Raw genomic sequence first — 24,578 nt, forward strand, 5'->3', positions numbered from 1 at the left:
TCTGTCTGAAATTATCTGGAATCGATTTGGCTGTTCTGCCTGGTTGCCACCAAATCATGGTACGCCTGCTCAATCATTTCATTCAGCAGTTTTTTTGGGAGGACACCACGACTTCGGGCAATACTTTCAAGCTGTTTGTGGATTTTTCCGGACAGTTTCAGAGGGACGGAACCATCAGCACGTTCATCACGCCTTTTTTGTTGCTCCCGGGCACTTTTCAGCTCATCAAGAAGAATCGCTTTATGCTGAATCCTGGGGGCCTGGAAGGAGACCTGCGTAAACTTCGCTCTGTTCCGTCTGGGATTACTTTCCAGTAAAAACTGTACCTGTTGCTCATTCCAGCCCTCCCAGTTATCAAACGTGGCGCAGGCAAACCAGTATTTCTGCTCCGGGGTAAGGGGATTCAGCGGGGTTCCCACACACCGGATCTGCATGGCGTTCCATAACCAGTCACACTGTTCACTGTCCCTGCTGTCCACCCACGAAAAGGGGGAGGGGTAATCATTGTTTATGCTGGCCCATTCAGAGAATACTGAGTTGATAATCGTCCTCGTAGCCTCTGGTCCGGATTTCAGCAGGTAACTGGAGCAGAACCATATAATTTCACGGTAGATTTTATCCGGATGCACGGTGCGCATCGGCTTTTCTCTGGGACCGGCAATCTTCGGTTGCGATGGAAACCCCGTGGCAAACCGCAGATGTTCCGGGGGCATTCCTGAACGTTTTTCAGGAATGGGTGTGAGTCCTGCGTTTCTGGTCTTTTCCGCTTGTCCGGTATTGCCTCCGGCCGGAGTGTTGTCGGGAGTATCTTCCGGAGGCGAGGTGTTTTCATTAGTTGGGGGAACAACAGCAGAACTGTCCATCTCCGGAATGGGTTGAGGGGCATAATCACTGTGGTAGCCAGGGGAAAGCGTTAAGTCCCGAAGGGTGACATCAGGTTCCGGGCAGTGAGTGCCACCGGGAGTGAACGGGAGTTGTTGCTTTTGGGAGAAAAATGTATTGTGAATGCGGGTATACAGCTGGAACAGAAAAAAATAAGATGCCCGTGGTTCTTTTTTTAACCACTGTGTATATTCCTCTATGGCACCGAGCTGTTGTTTGTGCCGTTTTACAGTATCGATATACGGACAGCTGGTGCAGATATCATCCAGTTCCTTTCCCACAATACACCTCACCTGCTTTTCTCACATTTGCAGATTTTAAAAAAGCAAACAAAAACCTCCGTACATGATGTACAGAACAATCTACCAGGTAGTGGCGTCAGAAAACCTCCGGGCCGCCTGCACTTTCCGGAATGCGCCGGTTATGAAAAACCGGAAATTCAGTCTCTGTTGTAAGATGTACCCTCTGATACTACGTTTTCTCTGTGTATTTAACTCACTGTATTTATTGTCTTTTTAAGCTTGACTGATATTCTCCGGTCATAGTGTGCCGGATATACATCCCGTAAACTTCTCATTTTTATATAAAAATACCTGCACTCTCTTCAGCGCATCTGTCTCCTTTAAGTAAAAAATGTTTTCACGTATTGCTGTAAATTCATTTTAAATCAGTATATTACCTTGATATTGCTGTCTCCTGGTTTGATGCGTAATCGTTCTGCCTTTCTGGATGATTCTGGTGCTTCCGGGTGCATTCTCCTCTGCACATGCAACAGTTCGTCATCGCCACGCTCCCAAAAAGCATATAAAAACGAATCGAATTTGATATTTTTTTCAATCGTTTTTCATAGGAATTTCGTAGGGTATTCTCCGCTATAACCTCCATATTTGCTGTCTTTTTCTTCATAAATCGTATGCAATGTAGCCTGTCTGTCAAGACCTCTTCTCTGCTGTTGAGGAGACGATCTCATTTTTGGTCTTTTCCGGGAGAGAGGCTGTCAGATGAGCGAGCCGGATTTACTGTCAGAGGTACACCCCGTAGCAGACCTGTGCTCCCATTTCCGCGATCCGGAACCAACAACACCCTACGGTTAATACCATTTGAAGCGTCAGGTACTGCAGGAAGTTCCCCCCTGCGCGGACATCGGTTCCTGCCGACATCTCACAATACGGCCAGACTGTCATGCAGTAACACCCGCATGCGGTCTGCGGTTTTAAGCGCACTCTCCCGTTTTCAGTGCACCGATAATGCGTCATAGTAAGTCTGGGGGAAGTTACGGAATGCCTGTTAAGTGGTGCCGTGGGTGGAGACAGCTTACTTTTCTACAGCAACTGCAGTCATTCAGGATGATCAGGAGATATTCTGTCAATGTCACGATCCTGCCATTTTCGTACCCGCTAAGATACTTCCGTTACTGATGCTGTCCGCTTTTCACCATTTCATCCTCACTGACAGGCGTTGCGTTTTGGGTCATCACCACAGCTTTACGTTTCTCTTTTAACCGGTAACGCTCTCCTTTGATATTCAGCGTGGTTGAGTGATGCAGCAGTCAATCCAGGAGCGCTGTTGTCCGGCAACCACCATATCAACTTCTTCCCGGGTGTGGCGGAGAGGTGGTATCCTGGCTGAGTTTCGAAGCGAACCGTTCTTTTTGACGGGCGCATTTTACGTCCGGGCTGAATGTAGTAACGCGGCATGGAACGTCGGCCCGTATACCATTGCCTTAATCTCCGCAAAGATAACCTCGTCATTCCGGACATTCTCTGCCAGGCATATGTCGATGTAATCCATAAACGATTTCAGCTTACCCCTTTTGTGGCCAGTCTTTCTGGCTGGCGGTTCAGGGGATGTTTTCTGGTTATCGTGTACCACAAAGCAGGGATATTGCCCCGATAGTCACATTTTCAGATTGATCGCGGTCTGAAGATGTGGCACTGAGGTAACGTGCTGGTGTCACTGGTATTGCTGAAGTTATGGTTTTTCGGGGTCAGGTGAGCCTGTTGTGTGTATGCTTTTTGTTCAGGTCAGAGGGGGACTGTGTGGACAGCGGCTTTTGTCTCCGGGCATTCACGCCTGAACGATGAATGCGATTTTCAGCAATATTTGTCTTTGTGACACTCTCTGGTTGAGAAGCTAATGCGCGCCCCTGTTTCCACAGAGAATGTACTGCACCCATTTTGTTGGACGATGAAATGGAATAGCCCCTGATATGTCAAAGCCAAAATACCCTTTTGAAAAGCGCCTTGAAGTCGTGAATCACTACTTCACTACTGATGATGGTTACAGGATCATCTCGGCACGTTTTGGTGTCCCCCGAACCCAGGTCAGGACATGGGTTGCCCTCTATGAAAAACATGGAGAAAAAGGTTTAATTCCCAAACCTAAAGGTGTTAGTGCTGATCCTGAGTTGCGTATTAAGGTCGTGAAAGCTGTGATCGAGCAGCACATGTCCCTTAATCAGGCTGCTGCTCACTTTATGCTTGCTGGTAGTGGTTCTGTAGCCAGGTGGCTGAAGGTTTATGAAGAGCGCGGAGAAGCTGGTTTACGCGCGCTCAAGATTGGCACCAAAAGAAACATTGCAATATCAGTTGATCCAGAAAAAGCGGCATCAGCATTGGAGCTGTCAAAAGACCGACGTATTGAGGATCTTGAAAGGCAAGTTCGATTTCTTGAAACGCGGCTTATGTATCTAAAAAAGCTGAAAGCCTTAGCTCATCCCACGAAAAAGTGAAAGTACTCAACGAGCTAAGGCAGTTTTATCCTCTTGATGAGCTTCTCAGGGCTGCGGAGATACCGCGCAGTACGTTTTATTACCATCTAAAGGCTCTCAGCAAGCCTGACAAGTATGCGGACGTTAAAAAGCGTATTGGTGAGATTTATCACGAGAATAGAGGCCGATACGGATACCGTAGGGTAACGCTGTCTCTTCATCGAGAAGGGAAACAGATTAACCATAAAGCTGTTCAGCGCCTGATGGGAACCCTCTCACTTAAAGCAGCGATTAAGGTCAAGCGATACCGCTCTTACAGAGGAGAGGTAGGGCAAACCGCCCCTAATGTTCTCCAAAGAGATTTCAAGGCTACGCGGCCAAACGAGAAGTGGGTTACCGATGTTACTGAATTTGCAGTCAATGGGCGCAAGCTGTATTTGTCTCCAGTAATAGATCTCTTCAACAACGAAGTTATTTCTTACAGCCTTTCGGAAAGACCAGTGATGAACATGGTTGAGAATATGCTCGATCAGGCATTCAAAAAGCTTAATCCTCACGAGCATCCTGTTCTGCACTCTGACCAGGGATGGCAGTATCGTATGAGAAAATATCAAAATATTCTTAAAGAACATGGTATTAAACAAAGCATGTCCAGAAAAGGCAATTGTCTGGATAATGCTGTGGTGGAGTGTTTCTTTGGAACCTTAAAGTCGGAGTGTTTTTATCTTGATGAGTTCAGTAATATAAGCGAACTGAAGGATGCTGTTACGGAATATATTGAATACTACAACAGCAGAAGAATTAGCCTGAAATTAAAAAGTCTGACTCCAATTGAATATCGGAATCAGACCTATATGCCTCGTGTTTAACTGTCCAACTTTTTGGGGTCAGTACAGAATGAGGCTTGCCATCAGCCGAAACATCAGTATTCCACGCCATACAGACGGCGCCTGACCATGTGCTGATGCAGGTAAAATGTTTCACTACAACTGTTCGGGTTGCTATGCAACGAAACAGCGATTCTCACGATCTTTAACTGCAACGTTTTTCCGCCTGAAAGCTGACTGCCTCCTGCTGAGGTGGGAGGCTATGATTCAGTGCGTTTATAGTCTCCGGGGTATGCATGTACCGGAGCATACCATTTCTGGTGGATAACAAGCCGGCACATTCAGACTGCAGTGAAGATGGAGGCACCTGGTTGTGAAGAACGTTTCTGCACGTGGCTGCTTCGCATCATCAATGGTATTCATACCCGCTCAGAAATGACCGGGTGCTGAAGCCCTCCGTTATCGCGCAGTATAATGACGTATATGATCTGTGGACGAGTGAGCGGCGTGCCTGATGTACGCCGCTATTACTGTATTTTACCACAGGGCTGGTTTTCTGCTGCCAGCCCTGTGGTTCTCAGACATCAACTGTGAGCGGCATCAACCGATGTACGGTATGCCATAAGCACGTACTGATCCATCAGATTTGTCAGTGGTTCACTCTGACCCTGACGTGCAATGATCCATTGCTCCAGATCTTTTTCTGATTTGTGTTTCAGGTTTTTCGTCCAGTCGTCAAGGCTGTTTCCGGTCATTAAGTCAAGCCAGCAGAGCCAGACCAGTTTGAGACGTAACTCCGTGCCGCCAAACTGACGGAAGAGGCTGATCAGTTTGTTTGCCAGAGAATGTTGCTTCAGGCGCTCACATTCAGACAGCAGGATCCCTTCCAGCATCGGATGATGAACCAGCAGGTGTTCGCTGGTGCATAAATTCACCACCAGATCATCATCCAGGGACGGGGAGCTCCGTTTGTCCGGACCATAAATCAGCCGGTGCAGACTCTGGGGAACGATGGCAATCTCCGGTTTTTCGCCATTGAATGACACCCACCCGGGCGTCAGATTATGGAAATAGTAGATATTCGGATGACACACGCCCCATGATACGGCGTGCCGGGTGAAGCCGGTCAGCCATTTCTGGTAGTTTTCATGGAGCAGCTCGTAACGGGTCTGATACTGTTGTTTCATTTTCATATTCCTCACGGGGGATAACAGGCAGCAGAGCGCCGCCGGCAGGCCGGAGATTGCGTCTGCTGTGGGCGAAGGGTTAGTGGTTAAAAATTACGGACGGGACTGTGCAATACGCGCCTGCAGCCAGGCTTCCACTTCACTTTTCAGCCAGCGGGAGCTGCGCCCCATTTTGATGGGCGCAGGAAAGCCCCCATCTTTGATGAGTTTGTCAAACCACTTATCGGTAAGGCCGGTCAGTTGAGTGATAAACGCCATGTCGACCATCTGGTCATCCATCAGCGAAACTGGGGTAGCCATGAGAATGTTCCTCCGGATGTTGTTAAACCAGCCGGTGTGGTCATGAAAACAGCGCGCCACCTTCACCGGCATAACAACCGGGGAGAAACGTAAAAAATAATCGGGAATGTGGCTGTCCGGAGATAAACGGGGGGATTGCGATGGCAGAGCCGTAGCGGTATACCGGGTGGTTGTTGCGAAAAGATGCTTCCGCACGCACGCGCGATAAAGAGGGGATAGTTTTCGTGAGGACAGGGAGAGAAGCAGGCGTTCTGATAATTGCAGAGTTGTTTTCGGAGGTGGTTACAGTGAGTCAGCCCGTTCCTGGCGAGCAGGAGACTGATATCACCGATGGGATAAGGTTGTCTGATTGGTATTATAAATATAAGAAGTCATCAGAGAGTAACGTAAAGGATTTGCCAGAATAACCTAAGAGAGTAAATCTCTCCGGTAACAGAGCGCTGTGAAGCATTCTGTATCAGAGTGCAGATACATGAACGCTGATGCGTAAAATCAGCAGTGACACGCCAGCTCCCCCTATGCCCATTCCTGTATAAGACATGAACTGAGTGTATTAATGCTTCTGCCCTGAGACTGAGCCGGTGAGTGAGGGGCTGAGAAATCCCTCTTGACACAGCTCTAACCAGAAATACTTCCCCGGTTGTTGCGGTGCGTCCGGATCCCCGATAACGGAACACTAAGGTTGTATTGCGGGACACCGGGTAAGTAGCAGCCCGTAAGGCGTTCTGTCAACGCCAGAAAAAATGATTTCCCACACGCGTTATAGACTCACTCCTGTGGACCTGGAAGCCCGTAACTCTGCGGTTGCCCACTGACTGACGGAACTGACCGCAAATTTTACGAGTGCGTGCTGGGCTTCAGTCTGGTCACCTGAGCGTTCGGTAACGGAGGCGCGGGCGGTAATAGGCTGATTTTCAGGTATTACCGGCTTACAGCGTGTGGTTGATATTGAGGGGCTGTGAGTTTCGCGTATTTGTCAGAAACCCAGATGAGTTTTCCTGTATGGGACGAAATAAGGCAGCGGCAATACCTGGAAAAATTTAATATGGTATGAAGGAGAACCTGTCGGTTACGCTTAATATACACGGTACACTGTCAGCTCAGGGGATACATGAACCGTTATCTCACCAGCTACACAGTATATACACACTGACGCTGACAGTAGTCAGCAGGACCACAATAATCAGTGCCAGCAGTATGGTAACGATACGGTCTGTATTCCGGTAATAGCCGAAGGGGTCGACAGAACCACAATACGGGCAACACACTGTATTATGAGTAATCGCGTTTCCACAGTCCCTGCACTTCTTTTTGCGTATCACCATCACTCCCTCCTCACAGCCTTACCCGTAACCGGTTTTTTACATTAAAAAAACAACGCTGAAAATTCAACCGTCAGTCCGGAGACGACCGTTCGGGTTATCACAGAGTGCCTGAGACAGTGTCCTGCCGGAGGTCACTTCAGGGACTCTGCGCATTTTTTACGACGTGGCTATTCCGTATGAACCATACGGAGATTTAACCATGACCTACAAATACAACCCCTTCTGGCAGCAACGTATTCGTGAGACGGTGCGGCACGCACTGAATGTTCATCCCCGCCTGACGGCATTGCGGGTTGACCTGCGTTTCCCGGATGTACCGGCAGCAACGGACGCAGCTGTGATATCCCGCTTCATCAATGCCCTGAAAGCCCGAATCGACGCTTACCAGAAACGTAAGCATCGGGAAGGTAAACGCGTGCATCCCACAACCCTGCATTACGTCTGGGCCCGGGAGTTTGGGGAGTGCAAAGGTAAAAAACACTATCACCTGATGCTGCTGGTTAACCGGGATACCTGGTGTCGTGCCGGTGATTACCGTGCTCCGGGATCACTGGCCGGGATGATTAAACAGGCGTGGTGCAGTGCCCTGGGAGTGGATGTCGGGTGCCATGCCACGCTGGTGCATTTTCCGGCCTGGCCGGCGGTGTGGCTGGAACGCGATGATGACACTGGCTTTCAGCAGGTGCTGGAACGTGCTGACTATCTGGCGAAGGAACATACCAAAGCTCACTGCACCGGTGAGCGCAATTTTGGCTGTAGCCGGAGTTGAGCACGACTGGCGCGCCAATACCCGGCAAACCAAAAGTATGGGTTGTTGTCTGGCGGCAACGATGTATCCACTCGCCCACTGACTGTTTTTTACGTCAGTGTTCCATTGTGTGACAACCACAGTGCTGTAACAGCAACCAGCCTGCTTTACCCAAACTCCAGTCCAGATTTTAACTGAACCGCCATTCACACCCTGACCACGCTGCCCGTACCGGGACGGCTGTTGCCTGCGTGTCGTCTGGCGGCTGAGGAATATGACTATGTACGCAAAATCCTTTATCGCTCTTGATGGCAACGGACGTCTGACGGGCGCCCGTACTGCACAGGCCGCACCTTATGCTAACTACACCTGCCACTTGTGTGGCAGTGCACTCAGATACCATCCGCAATACGACACTGAACTTCCCTGGTTTGAACACACTGACGACAGGCTGACAGAGCACGGTCAACAGTGCCCTTATGTCAGGCCGGAGCGCAGAGAAATACAGTTGATTAAACGTCTGCAGCAATTCGTACCGGATGCCTTACCCGTGGTGCGTAAAGCCAGCTGGCACTGCAGACAATGTCACCACGATTATTATGGGGAGCGGTACTGCACACACTGCCAGACCGGAGGATTCAGTATTCCCCGGACAACTCAGGAGGAAATATGCGAATTCTGAACTGTTATATGGCGAATGACAGCAAAGGCCATTTTGTTACGGCGAAAGAAGCAGCGAAGCACAACCGCCAGGACGTTTTGTGCTGTGTGTCCTGTGGATGCCCATTAACACTTCAGCGGGGCAATGACGGACAACCACCGTGGTTTGAACATGACCAGATGACTGTCGCTGAGAAAATCCTGCTGCGATGCACCTGGCTTGACCCGGCAGAGAAAGAGGCCCGTCGTTTGCATCTGCAGGGTATGACGGTTCCGGATTATACGGTGAAGGTGAGAAAGTGGTTTTGTGTGATGTGTGACGAAAATTATGAGGGGGAAAAGTGCTGCCCGAGTTGTGGTACCGGGGTATACAGCAGGGAGGGGGGGCAGGAGGGCAACTGGAAGGATAGGAACTGAGCGGTTCAGTCGCGGAAATCAGTTGCAGAGCTGTAATGATATCTCCGGGAGTGCTGCGTTGGTAGGGGCATCCCGGGATAGAGAAATTTTAGCACTTTGCCCTGAATGATTGTAGACGTCCCGAGTACTCGTACCGGTCTGAGTTATTACAGTTAGATATTCACTTTTTCTCCCGCATACTTCACATCTGTCAACGACGGATGAAAAGTGGTTCTTCCGCAACCTGGGTGGAAGAAAATGGATGAAACTTTCTGGCGAACAAGGATCTAAGCTGTTTTAAGTTATGGGCAACGCAATGCACTCTCTTAAGACACTTCTACAGTTACCTTGCGGATGGCGATGCAGTCGACAAATTATTAGCTCTGACGGTATAACCCTCCATCTCCACGGAAAACGCAAAACAGCACAATGTCCTGAATGCTTTAAGCGTAGCGACTCTGTTCATAGTTGTCGTCGGCGCCGGATACAGCATCTACCCTGCTCAGGGCAGACGCTATGGCTTGTATTTTCCGTCCGCCACTGGTACTGCCGTAACCCGGCTTGTTCACGTAAAATTTTTGCCGAGTCGCTTGCTCCCTTCGCCAGTTCACACCAGCAGTCTTCACAGGCGTTACAAAATTAACAATGTCAACTGGGATTAATAGCTGGAGGTGAGGCTGGAAAACGGGCTGCAACGGCAGTGGGTCTCCGTTGCAGTGCTGATACTCTTCTTCGCAGGCTTATCAATACCCCGGAGACGAAACAGTCAGGCGCGCCTCATGTCGGTATTGATGAGTGGGCGTGGCATCGGGGCCACTGCTGCGGTATGTTAATAGTCAATCCTGATACTCACCGTCCCCTCGTCCTGCTTCCCGGCCGTGATCAGCGTACGCTGGCGACCTGGTTCAGAAAATATCCGGAAATACAGGTTGTCTCGCGTGATCGCAGTGGAGTCTATGCGACAGCAGCACGTGAAGGTGCACCTCAGGCCAGACAGGTGGCCGATCGATGGCACCTGCTAAAAAATATTGGTGATGAGCCTGAACGAATGATGTACAGACATATGCCTCTGATACGTCTTGTTGTCAGAGAGTTATCACTGAAGAAATCACCTGAGCCAGAAATATCTGTGCCTGTAGCATCGCTCCGTCGTCTGGAACGCCTTAAACAGCACATCCGCAAAAAACGGCATCAGCGTTGGACAGAGGTTATGGCCCTGCATAACAAGGGATGTAGTTTCAGGGAAATATCCCGTATTACAGGCCTGTCGCGAGTGACAGTCAGTCGCTGGGTGGGTTCAGGAACATTCCCTGAAATGTCAACCAGGCCTCCAAAGCGAGGGCTTCTGGACCCATGGAGGGAGTGGTTAAAAGAGCAACGAGAATGTGGTAATTATAACTCCGGCCGGATATGGCGGGAAATGGTGGCCAGGGGGGTTACAGGCAGTGAAACCATCGTCAGGGATGCTGTTGCCAAATGGCATAAAGGCTGGATCCCACCGGTTACTACTGCCGCAAGACTTCCTTCAGTGTCCCGGGTAAGCCGCTGGTTGATGCCCTGGAGAATAATCAGGGGTGAAGAAAATTATGCTTTCCGATTTATTAGTCTGATGTGTGAAAAAGAACCGGAGTTGAAAATAGCGCAGCAACTGGTACTCGAGTTCTACCGTATTCTGAAAACCTAAAATAAATCACAGCTAAGCAGCTGGTTCACTCGGGTCCACGAAAGCGGCTCAGCAGAACTTCGGTGCGTAGCTGCGGGGATGGAAGCTGATGCTGCGGCTATATGTGAGGCAATCAGCAGTCGCTGGAGTACTGGTGTTGTCGAAGGTCATGTAAATCGCCTGAAGGTGCTGATACGCCAGATGTATGGTCGAGCCGGACTTGAACTACTTAGGCGGAGGGTAATGAGTCCACTGGCATGAAAATCTTCACCTAGGTTGAGGAAGAGCCACTTTTGCACTGTTCGTGACAGTATGGCCTTTATGTACTCACTTTGTTACCGGTAGCTGGATCATCACTACCGTGCCGCAAATGGTGGTGAACAGCATCAATTGTGGAATGAATGTTGCCGAAGCGACCAATGCGCCTCGTTTCCACCATCAGTGGTTGCCGGACGAGCTGCGTGTTGAAAAGGGTTTAGCCCGGATACGCTCAAGCTGCTGGAAGCAAAAGGTCAGAAAGTGGCGCTGAATGAGGCGATGGGCAGCACGCAAAGCATTATGGTTGGGTCGGATGGTGAGTTGTACGGCGCATCCGACTCGCGCTTGGTGGATGATTTAACGGCGGGGTATTAATTGACATCCCCCGGCGCAATGTGCCGGGGGATAATGGTTTTATGCGGTCAATAATCGTCCGGGATTATCGATACAGAGTTTTTTGAGGATCGTTTTATCGACGCCGCGCTCCGCCAGATAGGCCAGAAAAACATCTGGAACAAATCCCCAGCCATTACCGCCATTTTTAGCCCACATTTGTTTAAGGAAGACATCGTGGCTGAGAACAAGCTGATCGGCGTATCCCAACTCAATGAGATGAGCGACGGCATCGGCAGTCTCCTGCACCCCTGGCGCTATTCCCTCTTTCGGGAAGGTAATGTCTAGGCCAATCATGTCGAATTCCAGCCAGACACCTTTATCAAGCATTTTCCGCTGATACGCCACGTCTTTTCCTGACGGATCCGAGTGTGCGAGAGAGACTTTATTTGGCGAGACGCCCATTTCACCTAACACAATGTCGAGTACTTCATCACCGCGACGAAGCCAGCCCGGCATGTGAATATTCATCGCCACATGAGGATTGTTAATCTGTGCCAGCGAGGCAGCCCGCAAGCTGTTATGCTCGGCTTCGGTAAATGTCGGTGAGACACCTATTTCACCGATCATTCCGGCACGAATATCCGTATCGCCAATCCCTTGATTCAATTCTTTATCGATCGTTGTCGCTAGTTCATCAACCGTTTTATGAATTCTCTGGCTTTCAAATTTTTCCAGGTAGGGACCGGAGGAAGCAACAATATTCAGACCTGTTTTTAATGCGACTTCTCGTAATGCCTGCGCATCTCGTCCGATAGACTCAGACCCTGTGGCATCAACAATGGTGCGACCACCGAGCGAGATAAAGTTATTAATTTCGAAGATCACATCTTCAATAGGTTTGCGGTCCATATTATCAGCGCAGCAATAAGGATCGTGTTTTAATGCCCACTGGATTTCTGCCGTGACTTTTTTATCAACAAGCCGTTGTGAAAAAGGATAGCAAGGAGCATCCACAACAGAGGAAAGATCGTTGAACAGATGTTCATGAGGAAGTGTTAGCCCCATATCTTCACGGGCGACGGGGCCCGTCACAGTTTGTAGATAATCTTTCATGATTATACCTCCATTTTCTTCATTGTTTTCGAGGCTCTGTATTCCGGAATAGTGGTAACAATTGCACCGACCAGTGCAAACAGTGTTCCGATGATCGTGACCAGATAAACGGTATTGCCCAGCGATGGAATTAATACGTCAATCAATACTGATCCCAGTAACTGGCCCGCCGTTGAAGCAACCCCCAGCATCAGTAACCCAAGACCTCTGACCAAAATGGCCATTAAACCGATAGACATTAGTCCAAGCGGGCCGCCAAGATACATCCACCAGACATCTGGTAATTGAACAGTGACGTGCCCTAATGCGACACGAATAGCTAGCGCTGTGCCTAAAACACAAAATCCAACGATGAAATTCCAGGTGATTGAAACCAGCATGGATCCCGTAGCTTCAGCTACTTTTGCATTTCCAGCGGGCTGCCATCCTGCAAGCAAACCAGCTAAGAACGGAAGAATGGCAAGTAAAATGAAAGAGGTAGAATGCCACTGCGGTGACACAACAAAAATCGTAGCAATAACCGCAAATAATGCACCGATGATGCGATAAGGGGTAAAGTATTTTTTCTCGTCGACACCGATACCAAAGCGATCGCAAAGTAAACCAGACAGCAATAGCGCGGAGATCAGTGCGGTCTGAAACGTTGCGACCCCGAGTGCGCTGGCTGATGCGCCTTCAGAAAATACCACCATCGCTCCACAGAGACCGGCAAACCAGTTCCAGAGAGGAACTTTTCGGTTTTTAATCAGAGAAGGAATTGCCGCAAATTGTTGCCGGGTTTCTTTTCGCGCCATAATAATAAAAAACATCACGACTAAACCACTGGCAAAGGAGATAACTGCGCATGCATTACCGTCCTGTAACCAGTGACCTAATTGACCATTCACCGCTGATTGCATAGGGGAGAGCATACCCGCAAGAATCGTGGCAAGCATCCATAAGGGAGTTGAGTACTTATTCTTTTTCATACATCAATCCTTCTATTATAGTAAATGGAGTAACTGGTGTTACCCCATTATTATTATTATCTTGCAATATGAGTCAGTATATTTACCCACAACGCGGTATAGAACGGCCAGGACATAAACTGCTGTGTACCCCAGTGCGGTGAACAGTCACTCATAAAGCAGGCTATTTTCCCGTTGTGATAGTTACCAAAGACCAGTAATGGATCGTTGTTTATTGTTAATACCACCTCAGCATTTTCTTTAGCGATCGCCCGGTTATAACCTAGGAAAAAAGGATATTCAGAGAACCCTTTAATAACCGGATGGTCAGGTTGTGATGGCTGTGCAATAACACCCTCTGGTTTTTCGACACGATCGTCACCATCTAACATCGTAACCGGGAGCACATCAGCCAGAACTGTATTTTTATAATTGGCTTTTGCTTCAATTCCCATGAATGAGAGATAGCCGCCAATCATCAATAACCCACCACCGTTATTCACATATTCTTTAATCAGTTCGAGAGCGTTTGGTTTTATGCGAAGCTGATAAAAAGTATCATTTTGTAGCAGGAAAGTATTACTACCAATATCACTAATAACGATGGCATCATATTGTTCTAACTGTGCCACATCTTCAGGGAAGGCAATTTGTACCGTATGTGCCGGCATATAGGTGACATCTACCTGACTATTTTTCAGACATTGGAGTAACCAGGTCGCACCTTCTTCATATTTACTTGAGGTAAAACTGTCATATCCTTTTGAATGAATCATATGAATATGCCAGGATTCTCCAATAAAGAGCACCTTTAGTGATTTTTTGGTGTTATTCATTCTCTGTCCCTTCTTAATGCGTAAAAATAGTTTGCTGATAATGTATACTCTGAATTCGATGTATCACAGATTCATGTTCAGGCATGTCGGAAGCATTGCTTGTCTCCACCGCCAGGGATGCAAAGGCGCTGGCATAACACAGTGCTGATTCCAGTGATTTTCCTTTCGCAAGTCCTGATGCCAGAGCGCCGTTAAAAGCATCCCCGGCTCCTGCCGTATTTTTAACGACCGCTGGAAACGCTGGCGAATGAATGAATTTTTTGCCATCAAATGCGAGTGAGCCCTTGCTACCGAGCGTGATAACCGTGTTTTTTACCCCTTTATTGTGGATAGCTTCTGCAGCTCGTTTAGCTGATTCAAGATCGTGTACGTCTATGCCGGACAGTAAACCAGCTTCTGTTTCATTGGGGGTGATATAATCAACATCCTGAATAAGTTCGTTGACGATATCATTATAGGGTGCCGGGTTAATAATGACCGGGATACTGTTTTTTTGCGCCAATGTGATCGCTTGTTGCAGAGCGGTATAATTTGTTTCGAGCTGCAGAAGTATGACATCAGAATTAATAATCGCTTCTTTCTGAATAGTTATTTCATCGGACGACATTGTCATGTTGGCACCGGGATAGATCGCAATAACATTATCGCCAGTACCTTCATTAACAAGGATCGTGGCAGTTCCGGTTTGCGTTTCTTTCGTTTGATAAATTATACTTTTATAAATCTTAGACGAATTCATAAAGTTGATCGCATAATCACTAAAGTGATCTGTACCTACTTTTGTTATGAAATAAACATCAGTATCGGCAAAGCTTGCTGCCAGCGCCTGGTTACAACCTTTTCCCCCCGGTGAAAATATAAAATTACTTGCCAGAAGCGATTCTCCGATAGTGGGAAGCCTCGGCAAATAACTGATGATATCAACATTAAACGAACCAATAACGCATACTTGACTTTTCATAGTTGAGTGGCCTTTTTTTATTCCCTGGGCTGTATCATAATTTTCAAGCGCATAAGCGATTTCATTTTTCGCAATAGTATCAAGCGAGTCTAGGACGATAAAAGCACCGCCATGACATCGAGTCAGATAGCCAAGTCTGGCAAGTTCATTAAGATCTGATCGAATAGTTTCTTTCGTTACATTGAGGCTATTGGACAGATCGGATACTTTTACAGAACCGAATTTACTGAGTCGTTTCAATATTTCATGATGGCGTTCAAATTTCATGCTTCACCTCACTTCAGTTACGTTAATATCTGTCGATGTATATTGATGTGATAATCACCATAAAGTGGCGGGGAAAAGCAAAAAAAATCAAAAATAGCCGGAGAAAAGGTAAGCGTTAATGGAGAATCATATTGATGCTTATTTATTGGTGAGAACTACGTTCCATGGCAGGAGTTCATCAATACGGTTGGAAGGTTATTCCGGCAGTACGCTCAGGATATGGCGCAGATACTCTTCCGGATCAATGTCGTTCAGAAGGCAAGTGCCGATAAGCCCATACAACAGTGCACTGCGCTCGCCGTCGAAGAACATAAAGTTTTTATTTCCGAGACAGATGGCACAAAGGGCTTTTTCCGCGGCATTATGTCTGCCTCCGCCTGACCGTCAACACTGTAATAACAGAGTGCGCCCCACTGATTCAGTACACAGCTGAACCATTCTCCCAGTCTGGATTTTTGGACAGCGTGGCATTTTTCTCCACCATCCACGCATGCAGTGAGTCCAGTAACAGTTTGCTCTTCCTCTGCCTGACCACAAGATGTTCTGGTTCTGGCATACTGAATTTGGCCACCTGAGCATAGGTAATATGCTCACCTTAGAACAACACAGATGCTCCAATGAAAAAAGGAAATTTCAGCGCAGAGTTTAAACGCGAATCCACTCAACTAGTTGTTAACCAGAACTTTACGGTGGCAGGTACCATCCAAAGCTATGGATGTCGGTCTTTCCACAATGACAAGATAAGTCAAACAACTGCGTGATGAGCATCAGAGCAAAACACCAAAAGCCTCTCTGATGACACCAGAACAAATCGAAATACGTGAGCTGAGGAAAAAGCGGCAACGTATTGAAATAGAGAATGAAATATTAGAAAAGGCTACGGCGCTCTTGATGTCAGACTCCCTAAACAGTTCTCGATAATCGAGAAGCTCAGAGCGCATTATCTGGTGATCGCACTTTGCCATGTGTGCAGGATTCATCGAAGCAGCTACAGAGATTGGAAAAACCGTCCTGAAAAAAAGACGGTAGACGGGCTGTATTACGTAGTCAGGTAATTGAGCTTAATGGCGGAGCAAGGAACATCGCCACAATTGCAACCCGGAGAGACTACCAGATGGGACGCAAGCTTGCTGGCAGTCTCATGAAAGAACAGGGGCTGGTCAGCTGTCAGCCGTTGACCCTCCGGTACAGGCATGGCAGTCATGAACTTGTAGCTATCCTAAGAACTTGAAGGGCGCTTAGCTGTGACACAGCTAAATCAAGTATGGTGACGTGACCTATATCTGGACTGGTAAACGATGGGGATACCCGCTTACGCGAGAGCAATAAGTGGCTGGCCACCATTCTCGATACAAAACTCTGCTGAATAGCAGCGATTTTCCCAGCGTGGTGCGTCTTTTGCATTTTACTGGTTCTGAGTTATCAATTATCTGTTCACTAATGACTACTCTAAAAAGTTGTATCAATTTAAGTGATATAGGGAGTCTGGAGATTCAGGGGGCCAGTCTATAATTATTGTCATCTTCATAAATTGTAAATATCAAACATTTTTGACCTTAATCATGTTTTTTGATAGATATTTTACGACTGAACATATCCGTCGTTTCCTCTGACTCGTGTCAGTCGGTCTCTGGTTGTATCCACGGACCGCACTCTTGACATAAGAGTGCGGTCCGTGGAAAACGGAGTTGAAAAAATGGTGTCTGAAAGAAGGTACCATCATTGTGATGACAAATACTTTGGCGTGGATAATGTAATTAATTGCTGAAATTGACCGTATATGCGGTAAGACTCATATCAGTATCAGGTCCGGTTAATTGCTGATACTAATATAAACTTTTTACAAAAGGATGAATGCAGAAGGTTACTCTAATGGCCAGAGTGATGACAATGATGGTCAGACGTTGACCTGCAGAAACTGCATTTTAATTGGTCTATAAAGTCTGCAAGAGGAATCAGGGTCAGATCAGTGAGTCTTATCGCGGCCCGAAGCTATGACTGAAAGAAGGCTGGATACAGAATTGCAACAATTTGGCAATGTCAGAACACAGAAGCTTTGCAAGCAGGTGAAAGGTTATGTCTAGCAAAAGGAGTATATCAGAATATATCTACTGATGTACAAAACACAACAATAGCTTCATGATATATAAATACGTGATGACGAGTGGTACTCCGCATGGTTATTTAACTTCTCAGCACCACTAATGATCCTGAGCAACTTCGTATTTGGGCCATTACCATGGAGTAGAAAGCTGTGTCTGAGAATGCAGAATTTGAGAAAAGAATTCGCTTTCTTGGAGAGCTTCTGAAAATGGCACGCTAACAACGTTTTGTTAAAAAATGTGAATCACTTGCCGGGGCTGCATTTTCTATTCGAGGAGAATGTTGACGTAGATATTACAGAAATCTCAGCGCATCAGGATAAACTGCTACCTTAGGTCAACCACCAAAAGAAAATACAATACGTCCAGTTTGTATGCCTTTAATAACACATCTTCTAAATGTTGAAGAATTATCCCGCCTGCTGAAGAACGTTGCTCTGAGTGTGATAAACCTTTTTATTCTTGATGATGTCAGCGAGAAGATGGAATATATCCCCGACTGGGTCGTGGTTACCCGGTTAAACATCTGGTGGCGCTAATAAATCTGGCAAGTCACATTCTGTTGAATGCTGTGACAGTGCCTTACCGAGAGAGCGAAATTGTGGTGTTCTAGTGCATAGTCGCCACCATTCCGGATAATTCTATTACGTTGTTTTACAAGTTCTTTTACAGCGCAGATCTGTCGCTGACGTTGAATCAATAGCCTGGATTTCAGAACACAATGCCCGTTTGCTGGTTGTTCCGGCAGTAGCATTAATTCATTATCTGAATGAAATGTGTCAATCCACAGAAACCGCTGTCAATGACGCATTTTGTCGGACGTTAACACGAGAAAGTCTGGCTATTCCGTAATGCCATCTTATTTCGTAATGGATTGAGAATGCTGGATTTTTAATTATATTACGCGCAGTATTAATCGCGTAAATGTTTTGCGGTCAGCAACGGTGGGGGATCCATTGTTCTGTTCAATGAATACCATCATACATTTGAATCAGGAGTCGGTATGATGATTTTGGTGACGGGGGGCGCACGGAGCGGGAAGAGTCGCCACGCAGAGGCGCTTATTGGGGACTCTTCACAGGTTCTGTATATCGCTACCTCGCAAATCCTTGATGATGAGATGGCTGCACGGATAGAACATCATCGGCAAGGCCGCCCGGAGCACTGGCGCACAGTGGAGCGCTGGCAACATCTTGATGAATTAATTCATGCAGACATTAACCCGAATGAGGTTGTGTTGCTTGAATGCGTTACCACAATGGTGACTAATCTGTTGTTTGATTATGGCGGCGATAAAGACCCTGATGAATGGGATTATCAGGCGATGGAACAGGCGATTAATGCTGAGATTCAGTCGTTGATTGCTGCCTGCCAACGTTGCCCCGCAAAGGTTGTATTAGTGACTAACGAAGTGGGAATGGGGATTGTGCCGGAGAGTCGTCTGGCACGACATTTTCGTGATATTGCCGGGCGGGTAAATCAGCAGTTGGCCGCTGCGGCAAATGAAGTATGGCTGGTGGTTTCGGGTATTGGAGTAAAAATCAAATGAGTAAATTATTTTGGGCGATGCTCTCATTTATTACGCGTCTGCCTGTACCGCGTCGCTGGTCCCAGGGACTGGATTTCGAGCATTATTCTCGCGGTATTATTACTTTTCCTTTGATTGGATTATTGCTTGGCGCGATTAGCGGGCTGGTCTTCATGGTGCTGCAGGCATGGTGTGGCGCACCACTGGCGGCACTGTTTAGCGTACTTGTGCTGGTGCTGATGACCGGGGGATTCCATCTGGACGGCCTCGCTGATACCTGTGATGGCGTATTTTCTGCACGTAGCCGCGATCGCATGTTGGAAATCATGCGTGATAGCCGTTTAGGTACCCACGGCGGTCTGGCATTGATTTTTGTTGTACTGGCAAAGATTTTGGTGTTAAGCGAGTTGGCTCTGCGTGGCGAACCGATCCTTGCATCGCTGGCGGCAGCATGTGCGATCAGCCGCGGGACTGCCGCATTATTGATGTATCGTCATCGTTATGCCCGGGAAGAAGGGCTTGGCAATGTGTTCATTGGCAAAATTGATGGGCGACAAACCTGCGTCACACTCGGCTTAGCCGCTATTTTTGCTGCCGTATTATTGCCGGGTATGCATGGTGTGGCTGCTATGGTGGTGACGATGGTGGCGATTTTCATCCTCGGTCAGCTTCTCAAACGTACGCTGGGCGGGCAAACCGGCGATACGCTGGGAGCAGCCATAGAGCTTGGTGAACTGGTCTTCCTGCTGGCACTGCTATAAAGAGACGTGACATGCAAACACTTGCCAATTTACTGAATACGATCCCTGCCATCGATCCTGCCGCTATGTCGCGTGCACAACGGCATATTGACGGGTTACTCAAACCTGTTGGTAGCCTGGGAAGGCTGGAGGCGCTTGGCGTACAACTGGCGGGAATGCCGGGGTTGAATGGCATACCGCATGTGGGCAAAAAAGCGGTACTGGTTATGTGTGCCGATCACGGCGTCTGGGAGGAAGGGGTCGCTATTTCCCCAAAAGAAGTGACAGCCATTCAGGCTGAAAATATGACCCGCGGAACAACCGGCGTGTGTGTGCTGGCAGCACAAGCGGGCGCTAACGTCCACGTAATTGATGTTGGTATTGATACTGCTGAGCCTATCCCCGGGCTTATCAACATGCGTGTCGCACGAGGTAGCGGCAATATTGCTTCAGCTCCGGCAATGAGTCGCCGTCAGGCTGAAAAGTTACTTTTGGACGTCATATGTTATACGCGGGAGCTGGCAAAAAACGGTGTCACGCTGTTTGGTGTAGGTGAACTGGGGATGGCAAACACGACACCGGCAGCAGCAATAGTCAGCACAATCACTGGCCGGGATCCTGAAGAAGTGGTTGGGATTGGCGCAAACCTGCCGACAGATAAACTGGCTAATAAAATTGATGTTGTGCGCCGGGCGATTACGTTGAATCAGCCAAATCCGCAGGATGGCGTTAATGTTCTGGCAAAAGTGGGTGGATTTGATTTGGTCGGAATGGCTGGCGTGATGTTAGGCGCTGCTTCCTGCGGTTTACCCGTGTTGCTGGATGGATTTCTTTCTTATGCTGCTGCGCTCGCAGCCTGCCAGATGTCTCCTGCAATCAAACCGTATCTCATTCCTTCTCACCTGTCGGCAGAAAAAGGGGCGCGTATAGCGCTGTCGCATTTGGGGCTGGAGCCTTTTCTCAATATGGATATGCGTTTAGGTGAGGGGAGTGGCGCAGCTCTGGCGATGCCCATCATCGAAGCTGCTTGTGCGATATACAACAACATGGGCGAACTTGCTGCCAGTAAAATTGTTCTACCGGGGAATACGACTTCTGATTTGAACAGTTAAAAACGAAAAGTCTGATAAAAGCTATACTTAACCGATAGCTTTCGCGACTTAGGAAAGGGACATGATGCGTCGTGTAAATATTCTTTGCTCATTTGCTCTGCTTTTTGCCAGCCATACTAGCCTGGCGGTAACTTATCCATTACCTCCAGAGGGTAGCCGTTTAGTGGGGCAGTCGCTTACTGTAACTGTTCCTGATCACAATACCCAGCCGCTGGAGACTTTTGCCGCACAATACGGGCAAGGGTTAAGTAACATGCTGGAAGCGAATCCGGGCGCTGATGTCTTCTTACCGAAGTCAGGTTCGCAACTCACCATTCCGCAGCAACTGATTTTGCCCGCCACTGTTCGTAAAGGGATTGTGGTTAACGTCGCTGAGATGCGTCTTTATTACTACCCACCAGACAGTAATACTGTGGAAGTCTTTCCTATTGGTATCGGCCAGGCTGGGCGAGAAACCCCGCGTAACTGGGTGACTACCGTTGAACGTAAACAAGAAGCACCAACCTGGACGCCAACGCCGAACACCCGGCGCGAATATGCGAAACGAGGGGAGAGTTTGCCCGCATTTGTTCCTGCGGGGCCCGATAATCCCATGGGGCTGTACGCGATTTATATTGGCAGGCTATATGCCATCCACGGTACCAATGCCAATTTTGGTATTGGGCTCCGGGTAAGTCAGGGCTGTATTCGTCTGCGCAATGACGATATCAAATATCTGTTTGATAATGTTCCTGTAGGTACTCGTGTGCAAATTATTGATCAGCCAGTGAAATACACAACGGAACCGGATGGTTCAAAGTGGCTGGAAGTTCATGAGCCGCTGTCGCGCAATCGTGCTGAATATGAGTCTGACCGAAAAGTGCCATTGCCGGTAACCCCATCTTTGCGGGCGTTTATCAACGGGCAAGAAGTTGATGTGAATCGCGCAAATGCTGCGTTGCAACGTCGATCGGGAATGCCTGTGCAAATTAGTTCTGGTTCAAGACAGATGTTTTAAGAGCGTTGGTAATTAGAAAGCAAAAAGCCTGCTAGAAAGCAGGCTTTTTTGAATTTGGCTCCTCTGACTGGACTCGAACCAGTGACATACGGATTAACAGTCCGCCGTTCTACCGACTGAACTACAGAGGAATCGTGTGAACGGGGCGCATATTAATGGCAGTGCATGGTGATGTCAAAGGGTGAAATGCATTTTTTTGTTTGTTTGCTGTCAATTTCAACAAAGTGATGAGATTTCAATCTTATTGGTAATGAACCATCGTGGTGCATACCCTCCTTTTATAGGGCAGGGGAACGCGACTGCTGGTGAAAAGAGCCAATGACGAATCTATCATAATCTCTTATTTGACAGTTGGTTAGCTTGTACATCAACGCCAAAATAAAACTGGCAAGCATCTTGCAGTCTGGTTGTAAGTAATGGCGGCACTTGGGCCGATTCTCAAAAACCGGAGGCAACATGAACTTCAGACGCCTGAAATACTTCGTAAAAATTGTAGATATTGGTAGCCTGACTCAGGCTGCTGAAGTATTGCATATCGCACAACCAGCGCTCAGCCAGCAGGTTGCCACACTCGAAGGTGAGTTAAATCAACAACTTTTGATTCGCACAAAACGGGGCGTTACGCCAACAGACGCCGGAAAAATTCTCTATACCCATGCGCGGGCCATTTTACGTCAGTGTGAGCAGGCCCAACTGGCGGTGCATAACGTTGGTCAGGCATTATCGGGGCAAGTCTCGATTGGCTTTGCGCCAGGAACCGCTGCGTCATCCATCACCATGCCCTTATTACAGGCGGTTCGCGCTGAATTCCCGGAGGTCGTTATCTATCTTCATGAAAATAGCGGTGCAGTGCTTAACGAAAAACTGATAAATCAACAACTCGATATGGCGGTGATTTATGAGCATTCCCCTGTGGCTGGTGTATCCAGTCAGGCTTTGCTGAAAGAAGATCTTTTCCTGGTAGGAACTCAAGATTGCCCGGGGCAAAGCGTTGATGTTAATGCTATTGCACAAATGAACCTTTTTCTCCCCAGTGATTACAGCGCTGTTAGACTTCGTGTTGATGAGGCGTTTTCCCTACGGCGGCTCACGGCAAAAGTCATTGGTGAAATTGAGTCTATTGCTACGCTTACCGCAGCGATTGCCAGCGGCATGGGCGTTGCAGTATTACCCGAATCGGCCGCGCGTTCGTTATGTGGCGCAGTAAATGGGTGGATGTCACGCATTACCACGCCTTCCATGAGTCTCTCTTTGTCATTAAATTTACCCGCCAGAGCGAACTTATCGCCACAGGCACAGGCAGTGAAAGAGTTGTTAATGTCAGTGATTAGTTCTCCAGTGATGGAAAAAAGGCAGTGGCAATTGGTGAGCTAAGCGTTATATCGGGATGGAATAAGATGCGGGTTTTTATTATTTGTTATGCCGGGCGTTAGACTTTAACAATAACGGGATATCTGAACTGCCCGGAGTTTACCGTGAATTTCCAACAACTAAAGATAATCCGCGAAGCTGCACGTCAGGATTACAACCTGACAGAGGTTGCGAATATGCTTTTTACCTCACAGTCAGGCGTCAGCCGTCATATTCGGGAACTGGAGGATGAACTTGGCATCGAAATATTTGTTCGACGAGGTAAGCGACTGCTGGGCATGACTGAACCGGGCAAAGCATTACTGGTCATTGCAGAACGTATTCTCAATGAAGCCAGTAATGTTCGTCGGCTTGCAGACCTGTTTACCAACGATACGTCTGGCGTTCTCACTATTGCAACGACGCATACTCAGGCACGTTATAGCTTGCCAGAGGTCATTAAAGCTTTTCGCGAACTTTTCCCGGAGGTTCGGCTCGAGCTAATCCAGGGGACGCCACAGGAAATTGCGACGTTGTTGCATAATGGTGAAGCTGATATTGGTATCGCCAGCGAGCGTTTGAGTAATGACCCGCAGCTCGTCGCCTTCCCGTGGTTTCGTTGGCACCATAGTTTGCTTGTTCCACACGATCATCCCTTGACGCAAATTACACCATTGACGCTGGAATCAATAGCGAAGTGGCCGTTAATCACTTACCGACAGGGGATTACGGGGCGCTCACGTATTGATGACGCATTTGCCCGCAAAGGTTTGCTGGCAGATATTATATTAAGTGCGCAGGATTCTGATGTCATTAAAACCTATGTTGCTCTTGGGCTTGGGATCGGATTAGTTGCCGAACAATCCAGCGGTGAACAAGAGGAAAAGAATTTAATCCGCCTGGATACGCGGCATCTTTTCGATGCTAATACTGTCTGGTTGGGACTGAAGCGAGGACAACTTCAGCGTAACTATGTCTGGCGCTTTCTGGAACTTTGTAATGCAGGACTTTCAGTTGAGGATATCAAGCGGCAGGTGATGGAAAACAGTGAAGAGGAAATTGATTATCAGATATAGCAAAAAGCCCGCTATAAAAGCGGGCTTTTCAGAAATTTGGCTCCTCTGACTGGACTCGAACCAGTGACATACGGATTAACAGTCCGCCGTTCTACCGACTGAACTACAGAGGAATCGCTGTTGAGGCACATCTTAACGGCGAAAAATCTTTTGTCAAACCCGATTTTTAATTTTCCCAACTGTTTGCCGTTTCTATCAACAGTTTGTTGCATTTGCAGACAATTTGATGGCGAAAATCTTTGCAGCTTTGCTGATTC

At 47.8% G+C, this 24,578-nt stretch carries 18 protein-coding genes, 2 tRNA genes and 8 pseudogenes; 15 read left to right on the forward strand and 13 right to left on the reverse strand.

Features of this window, described 5'->3' with window-relative positions:
- Positions 1 to 11 precede the first annotated feature (11 nt).
- The 3 genes and pseudogenes from EAS44_RS10570 to EAS44_RS10585 all read right to left on the reverse strand — a co-directional run.
- A complete protein-coding gene (locus EAS44_RS10570; RefSeq protein WP_000514103.1) occupies positions 12 to 1,163 on the reverse strand; it encodes a hypothetical protein in 1,152 nt (383 codons plus the stop codon).
- 1,130 nt (positions 1,164 to 2,293) lie between these two features.
- Positions 2,294 to 2,431 (reverse strand): annotated as a pseudogene (locus EAS44_RS25870) (AAA family ATPase); the annotation flags it as partial.
- Between the two features lie 14 nt (positions 2,432 to 2,445).
- A pseudogene (locus EAS44_RS10585) lies at positions 2,446 to 2,727 on the reverse strand (IS21 family transposase); the annotation flags it as partial.
- 364 nt (positions 2,728 to 3,091) lie between these two features.
- Between EAS44_RS10585 and EAS44_RS10595 the strand changes: the two are divergent.
- Positions 3,092 to 4,461, forward strand: a protein-coding gene (locus tag EAS44_RS10595; RefSeq protein ID WP_085960080.1) for an IS3-like element IS150 family transposase whose coding sequence is annotated in 2 segments (ribosomal slippage) — positions 3,092 to 3,572 and positions 3,572 to 4,461 — 1,371 coding nt in all. Because the reading frame shifts where the segments join, the coding sequence is not laid out codon by codon here.
- A 542-nt stretch (positions 4,462 to 5,003) separates the two neighbouring features.
- Here the strand turns inward: EAS44_RS10595 and EAS44_RS10600 are convergent.
- The 3 genes from EAS44_RS10600 to EAS44_RS25540 all read right to left on the reverse strand — a co-directional run bounded on the left by EAS44_RS10600 (position 5,004) and on the right by EAS44_RS25540 (position 7,231).
- Entirely contained in the window at positions 5,004 to 5,606 is a 603-nt protein-coding gene (locus tag EAS44_RS10600) for a hypothetical protein (RefSeq protein WP_000813432.1), read from the reverse strand.
- Between the two features lie 93 nt (positions 5,607 to 5,699).
- Complete coding sequence (locus tag EAS44_RS10605) at positions 5,700 to 5,906, reverse strand: helix-turn-helix transcriptional regulator (protein ID WP_000235214.1); 207 nt, start codon at positions 5,904 to 5,906, stop codon at positions 5,700 to 5,702.
- Between the two features lie 1,124 nt (positions 5,907 to 7,030).
- A complete protein-coding gene (locus EAS44_RS25540) occupies positions 7,031 to 7,231 on the reverse strand; it encodes a hypothetical protein (RefSeq protein ID WP_001297900.1) in 201 nt (66 codons plus the stop codon).
- A 199-nt stretch (positions 7,232 to 7,430) separates the two neighbouring features.
- Here EAS44_RS25540 and EAS44_RS10630 point away from each other — a divergent pair, with 199 nt between their 5' ends.
- The 5 genes and pseudogenes from EAS44_RS10630 to EAS44_RS10650 all read left to right on the forward strand — a co-directional run.
- On the forward strand, positions 7,431 to 8,000 hold the full coding sequence (locus EAS44_RS10630) for an inovirus Gp2 family protein (RefSeq protein WP_000221530.1): 570 nt from the start codon (positions 7,431 to 7,433) through the stop codon (positions 7,998 to 8,000).
- A gap of 259 nt (positions 8,001 to 8,259) precedes the next feature.
- Entirely contained in the window at positions 8,260 to 8,661 is a 402-nt protein-coding gene (locus EAS44_RS10635) for a putative zinc ribbon protein (protein WP_000270974.1), read from the forward strand.
- The gene (locus tag EAS44_RS10640) at positions 8,649 to 9,056 is read left to right on the forward strand and encodes a zinc-ribbon domain-containing protein (RefSeq protein ID WP_001221623.1); all 408 of its coding nucleotides are present in this window, start codon (positions 8,649 to 8,651) and stop codon (positions 9,054 to 9,056) included. The genes EAS44_RS10635 and EAS44_RS10640 overlap by 13 nt, the downstream gene beginning before the upstream one ends.
- Positions 9,057 to 9,339: 283 nt before the next feature.
- Positions 9,340 to 10,959, forward strand: a pseudogene (locus tag EAS44_RS10645) (ISL3 family transposase).
- 79 nt (positions 10,960 to 11,038) lie between these two features.
- Positions 11,039 to 11,331, forward strand: a pseudogene (locus EAS44_RS10650) (gamma-glutamyltransferase); the annotation flags it as partial.
- Between the two features lie 39 nt (positions 11,332 to 11,370).
- Here the strand turns inward: EAS44_RS10650 and EAS44_RS10655 are convergent.
- The 5 genes and pseudogenes from EAS44_RS10655 to EAS44_RS10675 form a co-directional block, all read right to left on the reverse strand.
- Positions 11,371 to 12,405 carry a phosphotriesterase-related protein gene (locus EAS44_RS10655; protein WP_000656352.1) on the reverse strand — a complete coding sequence of 345 codons (1,035 nt, stop codon included), beginning with the start codon at positions 12,403 to 12,405 and terminating at the stop codon, positions 11,371 to 11,373.
- A gap of 2 nt (positions 12,406 to 12,407) precedes the next feature.
- Positions 12,408 to 13,373 (reverse strand): DMT family transporter, encoded by a 966-nt coding sequence (locus tag EAS44_RS10660; RefSeq protein ID WP_000739816.1) that lies wholly within the window; start codon positions 13,371 to 13,373, stop codon positions 12,408 to 12,410.
- 56 nt (positions 13,374 to 13,429) lie between these two features.
- Complete coding sequence (locus tag EAS44_RS10665; protein WP_001066367.1) at positions 13,430 to 14,188, reverse strand: glutamine amidotransferase; 759 nt, start codon at positions 14,186 to 14,188, stop codon at positions 13,430 to 13,432.
- A 13-nt stretch (positions 14,189 to 14,201) separates the two neighbouring features.
- Positions 14,202 to 15,416: a PfkB family carbohydrate kinase gene (locus EAS44_RS10670; RefSeq protein ID WP_000667429.1), complete on the reverse strand. Its 1,215-nt coding sequence runs from the start codon at positions 15,414 to 15,416 to the stop codon at positions 14,202 to 14,204.
- Between the two features lie 195 nt (positions 15,417 to 15,611).
- Positions 15,612 to 15,972: pseudogene (locus EAS44_RS10675) on the reverse strand (IS66 family transposase); the annotation flags it as partial.
- A 61-nt stretch (positions 15,973 to 16,033) separates the two neighbouring features.
- On the opposite strand from EAS44_RS10675, the pseudogene EAS44_RS10680 reads away from it, so the two are divergent.
- From EAS44_RS10680 to ldtA, 7 genes and pseudogenes are all read left to right on the forward strand, one after another.
- Positions 16,034 to 16,724 (forward strand): annotated as a pseudogene (locus EAS44_RS10680) (transposase); the annotation flags it as partial.
- A gap of 1,305 nt (positions 16,725 to 18,029) precedes the next feature.
- A pseudogene (locus EAS44_RS25545) lies at positions 18,030 to 18,218 on the forward strand (IS4 family transposase); the annotation flags it as partial.
- An 8-nt stretch (positions 18,219 to 18,226) separates the two neighbouring features.
- Positions 18,227 to 18,370, forward strand: a pseudogene (locus tag EAS44_RS25550) (cobalamin biosynthesis protein); the annotation flags it as partial.
- 151 nt (positions 18,371 to 18,521) lie between these two features.
- Positions 18,522 to 19,067: a bifunctional adenosylcobinamide kinase/adenosylcobinamide-phosphate guanylyltransferase gene (gene cobU / locus EAS44_RS10705; RefSeq protein WP_000973176.1), complete on the forward strand. Its 546-nt coding sequence runs from the start codon at positions 18,522 to 18,524 to the stop codon at positions 19,065 to 19,067.
- Positions 19,064 to 19,807 carry an adenosylcobinamide-GDP ribazoletransferase gene (cobS, locus tag EAS44_RS10710; RefSeq protein ID WP_001333061.1) on the forward strand — a complete coding sequence of 248 codons (744 nt, stop codon included), beginning with the start codon at positions 19,064 to 19,066 and terminating at the stop codon, positions 19,805 to 19,807. Before cobU ends, cobS begins: the two co-directional genes overlap by 4 nt.
- Positions 19,808 to 19,818: 11 nt before the next feature.
- Complete coding sequence (gene cobT / locus EAS44_RS10715) at positions 19,819 to 20,898, forward strand: nicotinate-nucleotide--dimethylbenzimidazole phosphoribosyltransferase (protein ID WP_001193830.1); 1,080 nt, start codon at positions 19,819 to 19,821, stop codon at positions 20,896 to 20,898.
- A gap of 61 nt (positions 20,899 to 20,959) precedes the next feature.
- A complete protein-coding gene (gene ldtA, locus EAS44_RS10720) occupies positions 20,960 to 21,895 on the forward strand; it encodes a L,D-transpeptidase (RefSeq protein WP_000986329.1) in 936 nt (311 codons plus the stop codon).
- 55 nt (positions 21,896 to 21,950) lie between these two features.
- Here the strand turns inward: ldtA and EAS44_RS10725 are convergent.
- A tRNA-Asn gene (locus tag EAS44_RS10725) sits at positions 21,951 to 22,026 on the reverse strand.
- A 325-nt stretch (positions 22,027 to 22,351) separates the two neighbouring features.
- Here EAS44_RS10725 and nac point away from each other — a divergent pair.
- Together nac and cbl are read left to right on the forward strand one after the other, a co-directional pair.
- Complete coding sequence (gene nac, locus EAS44_RS10730; protein ID WP_001011476.1) at positions 22,352 to 23,269, forward strand: nitrogen assimilation transcriptional regulator NAC; 918 nt, start codon at positions 22,352 to 22,354, stop codon at positions 23,267 to 23,269.
- A 101-nt stretch (positions 23,270 to 23,370) separates the two neighbouring features.
- Positions 23,371 to 24,321 (forward strand): HTH-type transcriptional regulator Cbl, encoded by a 951-nt coding sequence (gene cbl / locus EAS44_RS10735; protein WP_001011000.1) that lies wholly within the window; start codon positions 23,371 to 23,373, stop codon positions 24,319 to 24,321.
- A 37-nt stretch (positions 24,322 to 24,358) separates the two neighbouring features.
- Here cbl and EAS44_RS10740 read toward each other — a convergent pair.
- A tRNA-Asn gene (locus EAS44_RS10740) sits at positions 24,359 to 24,434 on the reverse strand.
- Positions 24,435 to 24,578: the final 144 nt, after the last annotated feature.

It is taken from the genome of Escherichia coli DSM 30083 = JCM 1649 = ATCC 11775, assembly GCF_003697165.2.
Lineage (GTDB): Bacteria > Pseudomonadota > Gammaproteobacteria > Enterobacterales > Enterobacteriaceae > Escherichia > Escherichia coli.